Here is a 16,421-nt window from a genome sequence, read left to right as displayed (position 1 = left end):
TAATCAAATGAAAAAGTTTCTGAAATTTGGAGCAGTTGGTATAGTAAATACACTGATTACAATTGGAAGCTTTATGTTTTTATTGTATTTGGATATGAATTATATATTTGCAAATATAACAGCATATGCGTTAGGTGTTATCAATAGCTATTATATGAATAGTTTTTTGGTATTCAAGGTCAAAACTAGAGATGTAAATCTTTTTCTTAAATTTGTTTTGGTTAATATATGTACACTAGTAATTAATACAGCAATTCTTTTTATATTTGTTGACAAGTTTTCAGTTCTACCAATTATTGCTCAAATTTTAGCAACAGGATTTGGTATGGTCATAAATTTTGTTCTGAATAAAATATGGACATTTAAGGTTGTAAATTTGGAGGATGTTTAATGAAAGAATTAATTTCAATAGTAGTTCCTATGTACTTTGAAGAAGAAGTTGCAGAGGAATGCTATAATCGTTTAAGGAATGTAATGGAAAATAATAATATTAATTATGAATTTATCTTTGTAAATGATGGAAGTACTGACGGTACAACAGAAATATTAAAAGGGATTGCAGAATATGATCACCGAGCTAAGATTGTTAATTTTGCTAGAAACTTTGGACATCAAATTGCAGTTACTGCTGGTATTGATTTTGCAAAAGGAGATGCAATAGTCATTATTGATGCGGATTTACAAGATCCACCTGAAGTTATCCCTACATTAGTATCTAAGTGGCGTGAAGGCTATGAGGTAGTCTATGCTAAGCGGAAAAATCGAAGTGGTGAAACATTTTTTAAGCTTTTAACAGCCAAATACTTTTACAAATTTCTAAATTATATGAGCGATATTGAGATACCAAAAGATACTGGAGATTTTCGTATCATTGATCGTAAAGTAGCGGACGTTTTTAAAAACATGACAGAGAGAAATCGGTTTGTAAGAGGAATGTTTTCGTGGGTAGGATTCCGACAAACCTATATTGAATATGAGAGAGATGAACGCTTTGCTGGGGAAACCAAGTATCCACTAAAAAAAATGATTAAATTTGCTTCTGATGGTATTATTGCATTTTCTACTAAGCCTTTAAGATTTGTGATGACTCTTGGTTTTATCTCAGTTTTTATCTCAATATTTGTTCTTTTTTACACTATTATAGTAAAATTATTTGGAAAAGAGGTACAAGCAGGTTGGGCATCGATCATGGTTGCGATCACTTTTTTTAGTGGCATACAACTTTTAAGTATTGGAATTGTTGGACAATATATCGCAAGAATTTATGATGAAAGCAAAAATCGACCGATATATATTGTAAGAGAGACGGTTAATGTGCAAGAAGAACTAAAAGTTAGAAGTTAATTAAGTTATTGGGGGTTTTTATATGGCAATACTTGTTACAGGTGGAGCAGGTTATATTGGAAGTCATACTGTAGTAGAGCTTTTAAACACTGGATATGAAGTTGTAGTTGTTGATAGTTTTGTAAATAGTGACCCAGACGTTATAAATAGAATTCAGTCGATTACTGGAAAAGAGTTAAAATCATACAATGCTAATCTTTTAGATAAAGAAAGAGTTACACAAATATTCTCTGAAAATAAGATTGATGCCGTTATTCATTTTGCGGGGCTGAAAGCGGTAGGAGAGTCTGTAGAGAAACCGCTATATTATTATCACAATAATATAGCAGGTAGTCTGATCTTAGCTGAAGTTATGAAGGATTTTGGCGTAAAAAAGATGGTTTTCAGTTCTTCTGCTACAGTATATGGGACGGCTGAAACAGTTCCTCTTGAAGAAGACACTCCATTAGGAGCTACGAATCCTTATGGTTGGACCAAGCTGATGCTTGAACAAATTTATAAAGATCTATTTGTCTCAGATAACGAATGGAGTATTGCTTTACTGCGTTATTTTAATCCGGTAGGAGCTCATGAAAGTGGTCTGATCGGGGAAGATCCAAGTGGTATTCCGAATAATTTGACCCCTTTTATTACACAAGTGGCTGTAGGTAAACTTGAGAAATTACGAGTGTTTGGGAATGATTATGATACGCATGATGGTACAGGTGTACGTGATTACATACACGTAGTGGATTTAGCAAAAGGTCATTTAAAAGCGCTTGATAAAGTTTTAACTAATTCAGCTGTGGAAGCATATAATTTAGGTACTGGTAAAGGATATAGTGTTTTAGATATGGTTAAAACATTTGAAAGTGTTACAGGCATTGCTATACCATATGAAGTTTCAGACCGTCGTCCTGGGGATATTGCTGTAAGTTATGCAGATCCTACAAAAGCTAGAGAAGAATTAGGTTGGAAAGCTGAACTTACTCTTGAAGACATGCTTCGCGACTCTTGGAATTGGCAAGAAAAAAGTAAAGATGGATTTAAAGGAAACTAAAATCTATGCTTGGAAATGTTGAAAACACCCAAAAAATGGGTGTTTTTTTATTAATTAAAATGATTTAAATTTCAATTTTTTATCAAATTTCGCTAAAATTCTACAATAAAGCTTACAAATATTTGAATGAAATTGTTATAATTAACAAATGACTTTAAATTATCTTAGGGGGAAGTATGAAGAAAAAGCTTAATCTATTATTGCTTCTTATTGTGTTAGTAGTTTGTGGTTCTGTTGTAAGTGCTGAGGAACCAGTATCAGTAGAACGTCTAGATGGAAATGACAGGTTTGATGTTGCGATTAATGTTTCTAAAAAGGGATGGGCGACAGGTAGCCAAACTGTAATACTTGTGAATTACATGGCATATGCTGATGCATTAGCAGCTTCGCCACTAGCAGTAAAAGAAAATGCACCTATTTTATTAACTCATCCTAATCAGCTTTCTTTAAAAACTGAAGATGAGATTAAAAGATTACAAGCAAAAAAAGTAGTTATTGTAGGTGGTGCAGGAAGTATTAATCAAGCCATTGAAGTAAGGCTATCTCAATTAAATATTCCAGTTGAAAGAATTGGAGGTATTGATCGTTTTGAAGTTGCGTATCAAGTATCTAAACGTTTAGACGCTAAAGGGAAAGTCATTGTAACGAACGGGATGACATTTGCAGACGCTTTAAGCATTTCTCCATATGCCTCTAAGCATGAATACCCGATTTTATTAACTAGAAAAGATAGCTTGCCTTCTTATACTCAACAGGCCATAACTGAGAAAAATCCACAACAGACAGTTATAGTTGGTGGAGTTGGTAGTGTGGCTACGAAAGTTGAGCAATTAACTCCGAATCCTTTTAGAATTGGTGGGATTGATCGGTATGAAGTTGCTGTAAATATTGCTAAAACATTTGATTTATCAACCGAAAAAGCAGCTATTTCTAATGGTCTGACTTTTGCGGATGCTCTAACTGGTTCAGTCCTTGCTTCAAAAGAGAATATCCCATTATTATTGACAAGAAGTAATAGTATTCCAGATGTAACAAAACGATTAATTGATGAAAGAAAGATTTATAGTTTTATCGTTTTTGGGGGAACAGGATCTGTTAGTAATTCAGTAATTAATCAATTAAAGAACAATCTTCCTCTAGCGGGTAAAAAAATTGTACTTGATGCTGGTCATGGGGGATCAGATCCTGGGGCAGTAAGAAATGGCTACTCTGAGAAGGAGTTAAATAAAGAATTTACTAAACTTCTCGCAGGTCATTTAAACGGATTAGGAGCAAATGTAATTTATACTCGTGATCCTTCAAATGATACATATATATCATTAGAAGACAGAGCAAGCTTTGCCAATAATCAAAATGCTGATTTATTTATTAGTATTCATCATGATTCTTCAGTAGATGCTTCTGCTGCAGGTCAAAGTATTCATTATAGCAGTTTTAGACCTGGTATTGAAACTAATGATGTTTACGTTAAATATGCTGGAAAAACATATCCTTTTGTAAGAGAAGATACTCCTAACGAGTTGTTTTATTACAAAGACGGAAATACGATAAAGAGTATGAGCTATCAAGGTTCCATCGTTGCATATGATACAATTTCTCCTTCCAATGCGGCGATTAAAAGTTCTCAATTAGCTCCAATAGCGTCAGAGGCGATTAAATATAGCGGCATTGCAACTGGTTATGTAAAAGATCATAACCTATATGTAACGAGATGGACTACAATGCCATCATTATTAATTGAATTGGGTTTTATCTCTAATACTAAAGAAATCTCTCTTTTATCTCAGCATAGTGTAAGAAATGCTAGAAGTTTATCGTTAGCAAGAGCAATTGAAAGTTTTTACAGATGAAATTTCTAGAAAACTAGTGAAGAATGGGTTAGTTTAAGCCTGTTCTTCTTTTTTATCCAGAAATAATCTAAAAACAGGATATTTCTTGTATTTTTCTCTATGTTACAAAATATCTAGTGATTACCGATGTAAATATAGGGACTATATAATAAAGGAACTAGAAATAAAACTTTCTAGTCAACGGAGGTAAATATGACAAATAAACCGATAATAGTTTCAATAATATTTTTTATATTAATAAATATAATTTATGTTGATTCAGTAGTCTTAGCTGAAAATCCGGTTAAAACCGTTGAATCAATACATAAAAAAACAAGATTAAATAAACTAATAAAAACTAAAAGAACCATATATAATAATGAGATAATTATTAAAGCAACCCAGCAAGTAAATTTAAAAGAGTATGAATTAACAAGTGTATATACACCGACATATATGAAGAAAAGAGGATTTATAGTTACAAAAGTTAATAGAGATAGAAACATAGATGAAGTAATATCAAAATTAAAAAATAATAAAAGTGTCCTTTTAGCTGAACCAAATTATGTTACACACTCATTATCTAAAACTATTAATCCACATAATCAGTACGCTTTAAAAAATACTAGCTTAAATGGCGCAAATTCATTCTCAACCACCAATGAAGTGAAGGTAGCTGTGTTGGATTCTGGGTTAAATATGCATGATCTGTTTAGTGGGCTAAAGGGGATTCATGGATATAACGTAGAGACATTAGGGAATAATATAACAGATATAGATGGACATGGCACATTTGTTTCGGGATTAATTTCTTTAAGTGGTAAAAAAGAAAATACAACATTATTACCGATTAAAGTAACAGACAAGAATGGTTATATTCCAATAAGTTCTTCAATTCAAGGAATATATAAAGCTATTGAATTAGGAGCAGATGTTATTAATATGAGCTTTGGATCTACATCTCCAAGTAATGCTGAGTATGCAGCCATACTTGATGCTTATTATCAACATGGTATAGTAATTGTTGCTTCTTCCGGAAATAGCGGTAATGAAGAATTTTTATATCCTGCCAGTTATCCTGAAGTAATAAGCGTTGGCGCTACCAATATAAAAGATGGTATTGCCTCTTTTTCTACTTTTAACAATTCAGTAGACCTGTCAGCACCAGGTGAAGAAATTATTTCGGCTTCATATGCGAATTCTACGGAAATTGTTACAGGAGATGGCACTTCTTATTCAGCACCATTGGTTTCTTCTCTGGCATCATTAATTAAACTAAAAAATAAAGACCTTTCCCCACAACAAATTGAATATATGATGGAAAAAAGCGCCTTTATTCCTCACGAACATCAGCAAAGGTGGAATTCAAGTTATGGTTATGGAAGGATTAGTGCAGAGGGTTCATTAAACGTTTCAATACCAGACAATTCTTCAGATGTTGCAAATGAAATAAGTCAATCTGTTCATTTAGGTATTGGTGAAATAAAAGAAGAAAAACTATTACTTCCACATGATGTTGATTATTATTCAGTAAATGTACCTTTTGCAGGACAAATGAATATAGATCTAAAAGGAGTACAAAACTTAGACTTATCTCTTTGGTATCAAAGTGAAAAAGGAGATATTATTTCTAAAACAATAGATGACGGCAATTTAGGGGATAACGAATCAGTGATTATCCCCGTTACACCTGGGAAGTACACTTTTGCGGTGTATGATAATAATGGGCATTGGTCAGAGAGTAACTATCAAATAAGAACTTCAATGTTACCTAGAGTTGGCTGGATAAACGATAAAGATACTAAGGTACAGGGCAAGGCAGCACCTGAATCAATTATATATGTGGAAAACGGATCTAATACTTATTCAGCAACTGTTGGACCTGATGGGACATTTAGTGTTAAAACCCCAAAGTTTGCAGCCGGGACAATTTTAAACATCTATTCAACTGACAGTTGGGGAGTAGATAGCCCTTCTGTTACAACGAACGTAATAAAACATGTAGATAGAATAGATGGGAAAGATAGATTTGAAGTAGCTATTAATGTATCAAAAGCGGGTTGGAAAAGTGGATCTAATTCTATCATTCTTTCTAACTACCATGCCTATGCTGATGCACTTACCGCCAGTCCGTTTGCTTATAAACAAAATGCACCAATTTTATTAACACATCCAAAACAATTAACAGAATCAACTAAAACTGAAATTAGTCGATTAAAAGCAGCGAAAGTGTATGTTGTGGGTGGAGCTGGCAGTATTAGTGAGAATGTGGTTAATCAATTGAAACAGAGGGGGTTAACAGTTGAGAGAATCGGCGGAAAAGATCGTTTTGAAGTTTCTGTAAATATAGCTAAAAAACTATCTAATAATGGGAAAGCTATTATTGCTAATGGCTTGAATTTCCCTGATGCGTTAGCTATCTCCCCTTATGCTTCTAGAAATGAATTTCCAATCTTTTTAACAAGACCTAAGGAAATACCAAAGAATGTTAAGGATCAGATAAAAGATAAAGGCATCTCTTCAGCTATTGTTGTTGGTGGAGATGCAAGCGTTTCACAAAGTGTTCTAAATCACTTACCTCAACCAGTACGTATAGGTGGAAAAGATCGTTACGAGGTTGCTGCAAATGTAGTTTATCAATTAGGACTTAATAAAGATCGAATAGCTATAACTACAGGATTAACATTTGCTGATGCATTAACAGGCTCTGTGTATGCTGCGAAATATGGTATGCCTTTATTATTAACGAGAAGTAATGCATTACCACTACCTACAGAAAAGCTAATCAATAACAATGCTGTAAGGGGATTTCAAATTTATGGTGGGAAGGGATCAGTTAGTGATTCTATAGAGATAAAATTACCATATAAACCTTAACTTAATGACTGATAACATTTGTAATGAATGTTATTAGTCATTTTTTGTATTTAAATTGGTTGGAATTGCAAATTAATATTATATAAAACTAATGATTTAATAGTAGGTATAAATGACTATTATATAGAAAAATGTTACAAAATTAGAAATTAAATGTTCTTTTCGCTGGAATAATAATGTAATATAGGTATGTGGTTGGAATATTAAACTAAATATTACCTATACATAGTTAAATTGACATGAAAGACCACTGGTAACAAAGTAGCTTATAGATATAACATATTTTAGATTACTTATACTAAAAAAACAAAACATAAAAACCTATATCTATAGTTGCTGCCTTAAGTTGTGTCAGTATTCATATTTAAAATCAACTCTTTTCTTGGTCAATTTTTAAAGTATAGAAAATCATCAAAAAGATTATAAGGAGTTAAATAATGATCCGAAAATTTAAAAAAGTTGCTTTAGTGTCATCTATATTAATAACTGGTATAGCAATGTTTAATAATTCTCATGAAGTCAATGCTAATGATTTTACATATGAACGCATCGGCGGCTTAAACAGATACGAAGTAGCTATCAATCTATCAAAAAAAAGTTGGCCACAATCAACTAATGTAGTGGTCTTAACTAATAGCAATGCTTATGCAGATGCATTAGCAGCAGGGCCATTAGCATACAAAAATAATGCTCCTGTTTTATTAACGCAAGCCAATGTGCTTACTCCATCTACAAAAGCAGAAATTCAAAGATTAAATCCTAACAAGATCATAATTGTAGGTGGACCCGCCAGTGTTTCTTCCGAGATTGAGAATGAACTTTCTTCAACAGTAAAAGAAGTTAAGAGAATAGGTGGGATTAATCGATACGAGGTTGCTGCAAATGTTGCACAGGAGTTTGAAAATGTAAAATCAGCTGTAATAGCCTTTGGGATGAACTTCCCTGATGCACTTTCCATCTCTCCATACGCATCAAAAAATGGAATTCCTATCCTATTAACTCAAAAGGATTCGCTTCCAGAACCAACAAAAAACATTCTTCAAAATAAACAAGTACAAAACACAATTATTGTTGGCGGAGAAGGCAGTGTAGGAGCTGCTGTACAAAACGAGTTACCTTTACCCAGAAGAATAGGTGGAAAAGACCGGTATGAAGTTGCAGCTAATATTTTTAAAGAATTAGATTTAGCTAAAGATAAAGCTTATATTGCAACTGGATTAACTTTTGCGGATGCACTGACGGGATCTGTTCCAGCCGCTAAAGAAAATACCCCTATTCTTTTAACAAGGGATTCTACTTTGCCCTCAGAGACTTTGCAACCAATACGTGAATATAATACCAATAGTTTCATAGTTTTAGGTGGGGAAGGATCAGTAGATGAACCTGTACTACACCAGCTCTACAACAGGGTGATCGATAATAAAAATCCTGTTGTTTATTTTGTACCTCATGCAGACGATGAAGTATTATCATACTCCGTTGATATTCGAAATATGATGGCCATGGGAAGACCTGTTTACTTAGTATTGACCTCAACAGGTGAAGATTCTTCAGCAAGAAATGTTCAGAATGGTAAATTTGATCATGAATTTATTAATCCTCTTAAAAATGGAGTGAAGCATTACTGTTGGTGGCATGGAAAATACCATAATCCAGTAGTTGAGAAGTACATGCACGGCCATATATCAATGGATGAATTTGCAGATGTAAGGATTAAAGATTTTTACCGAGCAACTGAGGCAATGGGTGTCCCTAAGGCAAATATTATTTCAAATGCATTAAGAAATCCGAATTTTAATTCCACTAATATAGAAAAAATAATGGTAAATCACATTACTAAATTCCCAAATGCTGATTTTAAAACAATGTCAAAATACGATGGACATAACCAACACGCCCTACTGGGGAAAACATTAGAAGGACTTGAGAATAAAGGGATTGTTTCCCCTTTAAACACATTTTATTTCGTTTCAATGTATACAGATCGATTCTCGAATATTAAAATTCCATATAAAAAATATAAAGTGAATCTAACAAAATCATCAGACGCCGTGTATATAAAAAAAGGTGTTAAAGAATATAAAGACTTTATTCCATCTCAAGGAATATATGCTAACGGCTATCACTCAGTTCCTACGCAATTTGATGCTTTGGAAAAGTTCATGTATACGCATTATCATCGTTAATACTAAATAAAAGAGGTTGAAACAATAGTACTTTTAGTTACTATTGTTTCAACCTCTTTCGTAATTCAAGTATTAATAAATATAATATTTTTGATAGATGTTTCTTCGTTAAAGAAAAAGGACTAAACCAGAGCGGTTAGCCTTGTTCTATGATTATTATAAAATTTCAAGCTGTGCTTTTAATTGATTTGTTAACTTTTTTCTTTCCTCATCCGAAACCTGGAAATAGTATACTCCATCAATTTTTGTTCCCTTACCTTGTATTACTGTAGACTGAACATTATTTCTTGAGGAACCGTAGTTTTTCTGTATTTCTTTCATTTCATTAAAAGACATATTTGTTTGTACATGAGTACCCATTACATTTAAAATATCATCAAATTTAGTTATAGAACTTGCACTTGCCCCTTTATTTATAATCTCATTTATTACCTGTTTTTGGCGTTCTTGACGGCCAAAATCTCCTTTTGGATCAAAGTGCCTCATACGTACATAACCTACCGTCTTTGGACCATTTAAATGGATTTCACCTTTATTATAAACATAGCCAGCTTTATATGCGCCATCATCAGTCCATGTTAATGAATTTGTAACTTTTATTCCACCTAATGCATCCACAATGTCGCTTAAAGCTTCCATATTTACCTTGTAGTAATAGTCAATAGGAACACCGGTGAAATTTTGGACAGTTGCTACAGTCATCTTTGTTTTTCCGAAAGCATAAGCATGATTTATTTTGTCCAGTTTATTCCTTCCAACAATTTCAGTTCTAGTATCTCGTGGAATACTTAACATATTCATAGAATTTTTCTTGGGATTTAATGTTAGTAAAATCAGAGTATCTGCACGTCCAATATCACCTTTTCTTTCGTCAACTCCCATAAGAAGGATAGATATTGGTTTTATATCCTCTATCTTTTGTTCTTGATTACCATCGCCGATCCAACTGTTTTTATCATGCATTTGATCCGCAGTAGCTTTTATATCGTTGTATATTTTTAAGGCATATATAGAACCAATGGATAAAAAAATGACAAACATTAGTAAACTATATCTAATTATTTTTCTTTTTTTCTTTTTTTTCTTCTTAATTGCAATTCTGCCTTCACTCATAAAAAAACTCCTCAAACTTTCTCTGGTTTATACGACATAATTATATCTTTAATAACAATAAATGACAATATGTGTATCTTTAAAATTTTTTTAACATAAAATAACAGATTAGGTCTAGTTTTCATAACATATATGAGGTACATTATTAAAGTTAAACTAATAAATAATAGGTGATAGAATGAATAAGCAAAAAAGTATATTAATAGTAGTTTTAAATTCTTCGTATGGAGGAACTGAAAAACATATAGTAGATATTGCAAATAATTTAAATTACACTCATTTTAATCTTACTGTTGTCGCGCCATTAGAATCAAAGTTATCAGTGACATTAAAAGAGATAAATAAACCGATAAAAATTATAGAATTAAAAAGAGATATATCAGTTATTTTTAATCTGAAAAACATTTTAAAAAGACAAAACTTTGATATTGTTCATATGCATAGTCCTAGAGCTACATTTATAGGAATGTTAACTATTAAATTATTTAGGCTAAACAAAAACACTATTACGACTGCACATGGGTGGATACCTGACAGATTAACATTAAAAAAACTCTTTGAGGTTCTATTTGTTAGTACTATAAAAGATAGCAATAAAATATTAGCAGTTTCAAATAATGTTAAAGAATCTTTAATTAAAACAGGTATAGATCCAAAGAAAATAAAAGTAATATATAATGGTATTCATATTCCAGATGTTAACAAAACTTCGGAATTAATAAAGAATGATGAAAGTAAGAAGATAAAATTTATATTTCTTGGGAGATTTATTGATGAAAAAGGGATTAAATATCTTATTGAAGGGCTTAAAAAGTTAGATAAAAAATATGACCAAAAATATATACTTGATATGTATGGTTCTGGACCACTTTTCGAAGAAGTAAAGATGGAGATTGAGAAAAATAACTTATACAACGTAAAGTTAAAAGGATTTTTAAATCCTGATAAAGTTCATAAAACCTTAACTAAATATGACTGTTTTTTAATGCCTTCCTTACAAGAGGGATTTCCATATACCTTGGTTGAAGCATTTGCAGCCGGGTTAATGGTAATCGCAACAAAAGTTGGTGGAATTCCTGAGGCACTACAAGATCAGTATAATGGCTATTTAATTGAGCCCAAAAATCCAGTTGTGATTACAAATGTATTAGAAAAAACTTTAGAATTAGACTTAGAAACTCTTTCTATTATGAGAAAGAATGCTTTAGTAACAAGTGGAAAGTATTCAGTTTACAACATGGTAAGGGATATTGAGAAAGAATATAAAGCAATATAAAGATAATATTTTTAGAAAATAGAACTCATTGAGTTTTATTTTTTTTGCTTAAATACAATAATTGGTTTAAATTTTACAAAAAAATACGAAAAAGTTACAAAATAATACAAAAATCTATTTCCTTCTTTTAGTATGAATGGTAATATAAGTAGTCGTAACATCAATTATCTAAAATTCTCAATTACATTTAAATGATTTTAGGATATAATTTTTAGGAGGATATAAATGGGGATTAAAAAGTTGGATTTAAACTTTCATAATGATACGAGTATTTCAGAAAGAGAATATTCAGTATTAAATAATAGTAGTGTACTAAATTGGTATCTTAAAAGGTTCATTGACATAATTGGAGCGTGTGCTGGGATAATACTTACTTTTCCCATAATATTATTTTTTTCAATTTTAATAAAACTAGATTCTCCGGGACCTGTTTTTTTTCTTCAAGAAAGAGTCGGTTTAAATGGAAAAGTTTTTAATATTATTAAACTAAGATCGATGAGAGTTAATGCAGAAATCGGCGGGCAATCATGGGCTCAAAAAAATGATGTTAGAATTACTGGTATAGGAAAGTTTATTAGAAAAACAAGAATTGATGAATTTCCTCAATTTATCAATGTGTTAACGGGAGAAATGAGTTTAATAGGCCCACGCCCTGAAGTACCTTTTTTCACAAAACAATTTTCTAAAGAAATTTTGGGATTTGAAGATAGACTAATGGTAAAACCGGGTATTACTGGATGGGCTCAAATAAATGGAGGATATGATTTATCTGCCAAGCAAAAATTAGAATATGATATGTTTTACATAAGGAATTGGAGTTTTCTTTTGGAACTGGAAATTGTTATTAAAACAATAAAAACAATATTTAACGGAAATGGTGCAAGATAAAAACTTACATAAATATGGTTAGGAATGTTTTATTTTGAAAGATATTTTAATGTTGTTAAAAAATCAACTTAATTATTATGCAGTAATTATGACATTTGTTTTTTTTCCTTATATATACGCTTATTTACCTTTAATTGAAAATACTACAAACATAAAAAGTCCTATAATTATAGGGCTGTTTTATCTTTCTATTTCAATTTTTGGCGCCATTAGCCTATTGAGAAATAAAAAATCGATTCTTGGCTTTTCTCCTTATATATTTTTGGTGGTAATCGCTACCTTTTCACTATTATGGTCACAAGAAATAATAAGGGGAACTGTAAATATATATTTAATGTTATTAGCCATATTAATGGCATATTTAATAAATTCCACAATCGGATTCACCAAGAGTTTGAAGGTTTTCTCTTATAGTATATTAGTATTTTGTATGCTTTTTCAAAGTGGAATATTAACATCAAATCTCAACACATATAATTTTGATGGTAATAGATTTGGATACATTGAAGGGGATTTTTCTACAGATCCGAATTTTTTAGCACTTTGGATAGGATTGGGAGTAATTTACTTTGGTGTAAATATAACAAATAAAAAATATTATTATAAAATAATTCCTTTTTCAATTTTATTATATTTCCTTTTTTTGACAGCTTCGCGTACTGCTATATTATCTTTTTCTATATTAATATTAATACTATTTATCTTAAAAAAACGATTTATCTATTCAAAGTTTATTTTTATTTATAGAAAAACCGTAGGGAAGACTTTAATTATTTCATTTATTTTCTCGTTAATATTTCTGTTGTTTTTAAATATAAAAAAATTGGAATATATCTTAAATAGATTTAGTCTATTGGGGGAAGATGATCGTTTAATAATTTGGGCTATCTCTTTAAAGATAATATTTCAAAATTTCTTTACTGCAATAATAGGGGTTGGCTTTGGTGCTTCTGATAGAGCTATTGGTTCATTATTTGAGGGGGCAATTATAAATGACCAAGGTATTCCTTATTTTAGTAGTCATAATATATATATTGATTGGCTGCTGCAAGTAGGAGTAATTGGTTTCTTGTTTTTTATAATTTTTTTAGTTTGGATAACAAAAATATCTTATAAATTCTTTATTAATGAGCAACAGTATGAGCCCCTACTAATAACATTGTATATCTTTATATTTGGTATTGGAGTAAATTTGTTTGGTAATTATTCTTGGCCAATCTTATTTGGATTAATCCTTTCGTATGCACTGGAAAGTAATGTGGGAAACATTAAGGGGAAAAATGAAAACTTATATAAATAATACTTTACCATCATTAAAACTGAATTTTTCATGGACTTTATTAGCAAATATAATCTACGCTGCTTCCCAGTGGGGGATCATCACTATATTAGCTAAATTTGGGAACGTGGAAATGGTGGGGCAATTTGCACTAGGGTTAGCTTTGACAGCTCCTATCTACCTGTTTAGCAATATGCAATTAAGAACTATAATAGTTACAGGAGCTGATAATGACAGTCCTTTTGAAAAGTTTCTTCAATTTAGACTTTTTTCAACCACTTTAGTATTTGTTTTTTTAGCTGTTTTTTTACTTTTAAATTATTCACGAAATATAGCATTAATTATAGTATTAATTGCCCTATATAAAAGTTTCGAATCAATAAGTGATATACTTTATGGTATTTTTCAAAAAACTGAACAAATGCGAAAACTCTCAATGTCATTAATATTAAAAGGTATTCTATCAGCCTTGTTTTTTGGTTGTACCTTTATTCTAACGGATAGCTTATTAATTGCATTAGTGGCATATACACTTAGTTTTCTAATAGTACTAATATTTTATGATTTGCCTAAAGTAAATGAAATTCATAAAGTTAATATATGGAAATATAAATTTACTGTCAAAGATATAAAATCTATTATGAAAATCTGCTTACCTCTTGGAATTGTTATGCTAATATTGTCACTTAATGTGAATATTCCAAGATATTTTATTGAGAATTTGTTAGGTGTAAAACAACTAGGGTATTTTTCTGCTCTTGCATACGTTATGGTGGCCGGAAATACAATTGTGAGTGCATTGGGTCAGTCAGCAAGCCCGAGACTTGCTAAGTATTATAATACCTCAAAACTCGATTTTATTAATTTGTTAAAGAAAATGAGTTTAGTAGGTGTAATTTTAGGGGCAATAGGAGTTTTAATAATTTCATTGTTAGGTGATCAAATACTTACATTATTATATGATAAATCCTATTCGACGTTTACTAGTTTATTCATACTCTTAATGCTTGGGTCAGGAATTGATTTTATTAATGCATTTTTAGGATATGGAATAACGTCAGCAAGATTTTTTAAAATACAACCGATACTTTTTGCGATTGTTGCCCTTGTAAATATTGTGTGTTGCTGGAGCTTTATCCCACACTTTGGATTGAAAGGCGCAGCTTATGCATTAATAATTTCTTCTGTTTTTCAGCTTGTAGGGAGCATTTTAATTTTAATTCGAGTTATTAATAATCCAAAGTTTAAAGTAAGGAATGAAGAAGTTGTCTAAAAATAGTAATTATCCTATTAGAGTTCTCCATGTTGTAGGTGCAATGGATCGTGGTGGAGCCGAAACATTTATCATGAATATTTATAGAAAAATAAATAGAGAATTAATACAATTTGACTTTGCGGTAAGTACTGAGGAAGAATGTTATTTTGATAAAGAGATTAAAGAACTCGGAGGAAGGATTTTCCACCATCCTAATCCTACTCATGAAGGATTAATTAAATTCAGCAAGAAATTTAATGAAACTCTGAGTGGAAATACATTTAAGGTAATTCATAGCCACGTACATCATTTTAGTGGACTTGTTCTATTATTGGCTAACATGCATAAAGTTCCTGTTAGAATTTCTCACAGTCATAGTACAAGTGATGGGTATAGAGAGTCGTATAAAAGAAAAATCTACAGAAATATTACTCGAAGTTTAATAACTAAATTTTCAACAGATATGATAGGGTGTTCTGGACCAGCTTTAGAAGCTTTATATGGAGAAAAAAATAATAAAGACAAGAGAGTTAAATTAATTAATAATGGTATAGAATTAAATTTATTTAATAGTGAAATATCTACTCCTTTAAAAGAAGAATTAAATTTACCATTAGATAGTGTATTAATTGGTCATGTTGGAAGGTTTAGTTTTCCGAAAAATCATAAATACTTAATAAAAATCTTTGAAAAATTACTAATTAAATTACCTAGTGCAGAACTGATATTAATAGGTAAGGGCGAATTAGAAAATGAAATTAAAGAAATTGTAAGTACTAAAGGATTTGGGGAGAAAGTTCACTTTCTAGGGTTAAGGAATGACATACCAAATTTAATGAAACAAATCGATTTACAAATTTTCCCTTCTGTTTATGAAGGTTTACCAGTAGTATTAGTAGAGTCTCAAGCAGCGGGTTTAAAGAGTATTATATCGGAGAATATAACTAAAGAAATAGATTTGAATATGGGACTTATTGAATTTTTACCTATTGAAGAAGCAAGTATTAATTCATGGGTCGATGGAATTTTAAAAGCTCTCGAAAAAGAAAAAATGTCATGGGAAGATAGAAAATATATTATGAAAAATTCAGGATATGATATTTTGGATGTAATAAAGTCACTAGAAGAAATTTATTTTAAAAAATAATGAAACTACTTAGTATAGCTGAGGATTCTAGCTATACTTTTTTAGTAATATATTTAGTGATTTATTTGTAGAATAAAAACTGTGGTAAAAATCTATCAAAAATTGAGGGATAATAAGCTGATAGTATTAAATAGTAGTTGGATTTATAATTTTATTGAAAAAAATGTATAAAGCTATGTATATTATCA

Annotated in this window: 12 protein-coding genes; 11 read left to right on the top strand and 1 reads right to left on the bottom strand. The window is 30.8% G+C overall.

Annotation, left to right across the window (positions count from 1 at the left end):
- Positions 1–7 precede the first annotated feature (7 nt).
- The 6 genes from IHV11_RS13050 (at position 8) to IHV11_RS13025 (ending at position 9,275) form a co-directional block, all read left to right on the top strand.
- Positions 8–391 carry a GtrA family protein gene (locus IHV11_RS13050; RefSeq protein ID WP_197195057.1) on the top strand — a complete coding sequence of 128 codons (384 nt, stop codon included), beginning with the start codon at positions 8–10 and terminating at the stop codon, positions 389–391.
- On the top strand, positions 391–1,344 hold the full coding sequence (locus tag IHV11_RS13045; protein WP_197195056.1) for a glycosyltransferase family 2 protein: 954 nt from the start codon (positions 391–393) through the stop codon (positions 1,342–1,344). Before IHV11_RS13050 ends, IHV11_RS13045 begins: the two co-directional genes overlap by 1 nt.
- A gap of 22 nt (positions 1,345–1,366) precedes the next feature.
- Positions 1,367–2,383: a UDP-glucose 4-epimerase GalE gene (gene galE / locus IHV11_RS13040; RefSeq protein WP_197195055.1), complete on the top strand. Its 1,017-nt coding sequence runs from the start codon at positions 1,367–1,369 to the stop codon at positions 2,381–2,383.
- 176 nt (positions 2,384–2,559) lie between these two features.
- Positions 2,560–4,233: a cell wall-binding repeat-containing protein gene (locus tag IHV11_RS13035; protein ID WP_197195054.1), complete on the top strand. Its 1,674-nt coding sequence runs from the start codon at positions 2,560–2,562 to the stop codon at positions 4,231–4,233.
- Between the two features lie 192 nt (positions 4,234–4,425).
- Positions 4,426–7,089 (top strand): cell wall-binding repeat-containing protein, encoded by a 2,664-nt coding sequence (locus IHV11_RS13030; protein WP_197195053.1) that lies wholly within the window; start codon positions 4,426–4,428, stop codon positions 7,087–7,089.
- A 437-nt stretch (positions 7,090–7,526) separates the two neighbouring features.
- The gene (locus IHV11_RS13025) at positions 7,527–9,275 is read left to right on the top strand and encodes a cell wall-binding repeat-containing protein (RefSeq protein WP_197195052.1); all 1,749 of its coding nucleotides are present in this window, start codon (positions 7,527–7,529) and stop codon (positions 9,273–9,275) included.
- A gap of 156 nt (positions 9,276–9,431) precedes the next feature.
- On the opposite strand, the gene IHV11_RS13020 is transcribed toward IHV11_RS13025, so the two are convergent.
- On the bottom strand, positions 9,432–10,388 hold the full coding sequence (locus IHV11_RS13020) for an LCP family protein (RefSeq protein WP_231620336.1): 957 nt from the start codon (positions 10,386–10,388) through the stop codon (positions 9,432–9,434).
- A 178-nt stretch (positions 10,389–10,566) separates the two neighbouring features.
- Between IHV11_RS13020 and IHV11_RS13015 the strand changes: the two genes are divergently transcribed.
- The 5 genes from IHV11_RS13015 to IHV11_RS12995 all read left to right on the top strand — a co-directional run bounded on the left by IHV11_RS13015 (position 10,567) and on the right by IHV11_RS12995 (position 16,233).
- The gene (locus IHV11_RS13015) at positions 10,567–11,664 is read left to right on the top strand and encodes a glycosyltransferase family 4 protein (RefSeq protein ID WP_197195051.1); all 1,098 of its coding nucleotides are present in this window, start codon (positions 10,567–10,569) and stop codon (positions 11,662–11,664) included.
- Positions 11,665–11,889: 225 nt separating this feature from the next.
- Positions 11,890–12,552 carry a sugar transferase gene (locus IHV11_RS13010; protein ID WP_197195050.1) on the top strand — a complete coding sequence of 221 codons (663 nt, stop codon included), beginning with the start codon at positions 11,890–11,892 and terminating at the stop codon, positions 12,550–12,552.
- Positions 12,553–12,586: 34 nt separating this feature from the next.
- Positions 12,587–13,852 carry an O-antigen ligase family protein gene (locus tag IHV11_RS13005; RefSeq protein WP_197195049.1) on the top strand — a complete coding sequence of 422 codons (1,266 nt, stop codon included), beginning with the start codon at positions 12,587–12,589 and terminating at the stop codon, positions 13,850–13,852.
- Positions 13,833–15,104: an oligosaccharide flippase family protein gene (locus IHV11_RS13000; RefSeq protein ID WP_197195048.1), complete on the top strand. Its 1,272-nt coding sequence runs from the start codon at positions 13,833–13,835 to the stop codon at positions 15,102–15,104. Before IHV11_RS13005 ends, IHV11_RS13000 begins: the two co-directional genes overlap by 20 nt.
- Positions 15,097–16,233 (top strand): glycosyltransferase, encoded by a 1,137-nt coding sequence (locus IHV11_RS12995; RefSeq protein ID WP_197195047.1) that lies wholly within the window; start codon positions 15,097–15,099, stop codon positions 16,231–16,233. The genes IHV11_RS13000 and IHV11_RS12995 overlap by 8 nt, the downstream gene beginning before the upstream one ends.
- Positions 16,234–16,421: the final 188 nt, after the last annotated feature.

The sequence above is a fragment of the Fictibacillus sp. 26RED30 genome (assembly GCF_015903845.1).
Lineage (GTDB): Bacteria > Bacillota > Bacilli > Bacillales > Fictibacillaceae > Fictibacillus > Fictibacillus phosphorivorans.
Note: the sequence above shows the minus strand (reverse complement) of the source record. Positions and strands in the feature narration are given on the sequence as shown.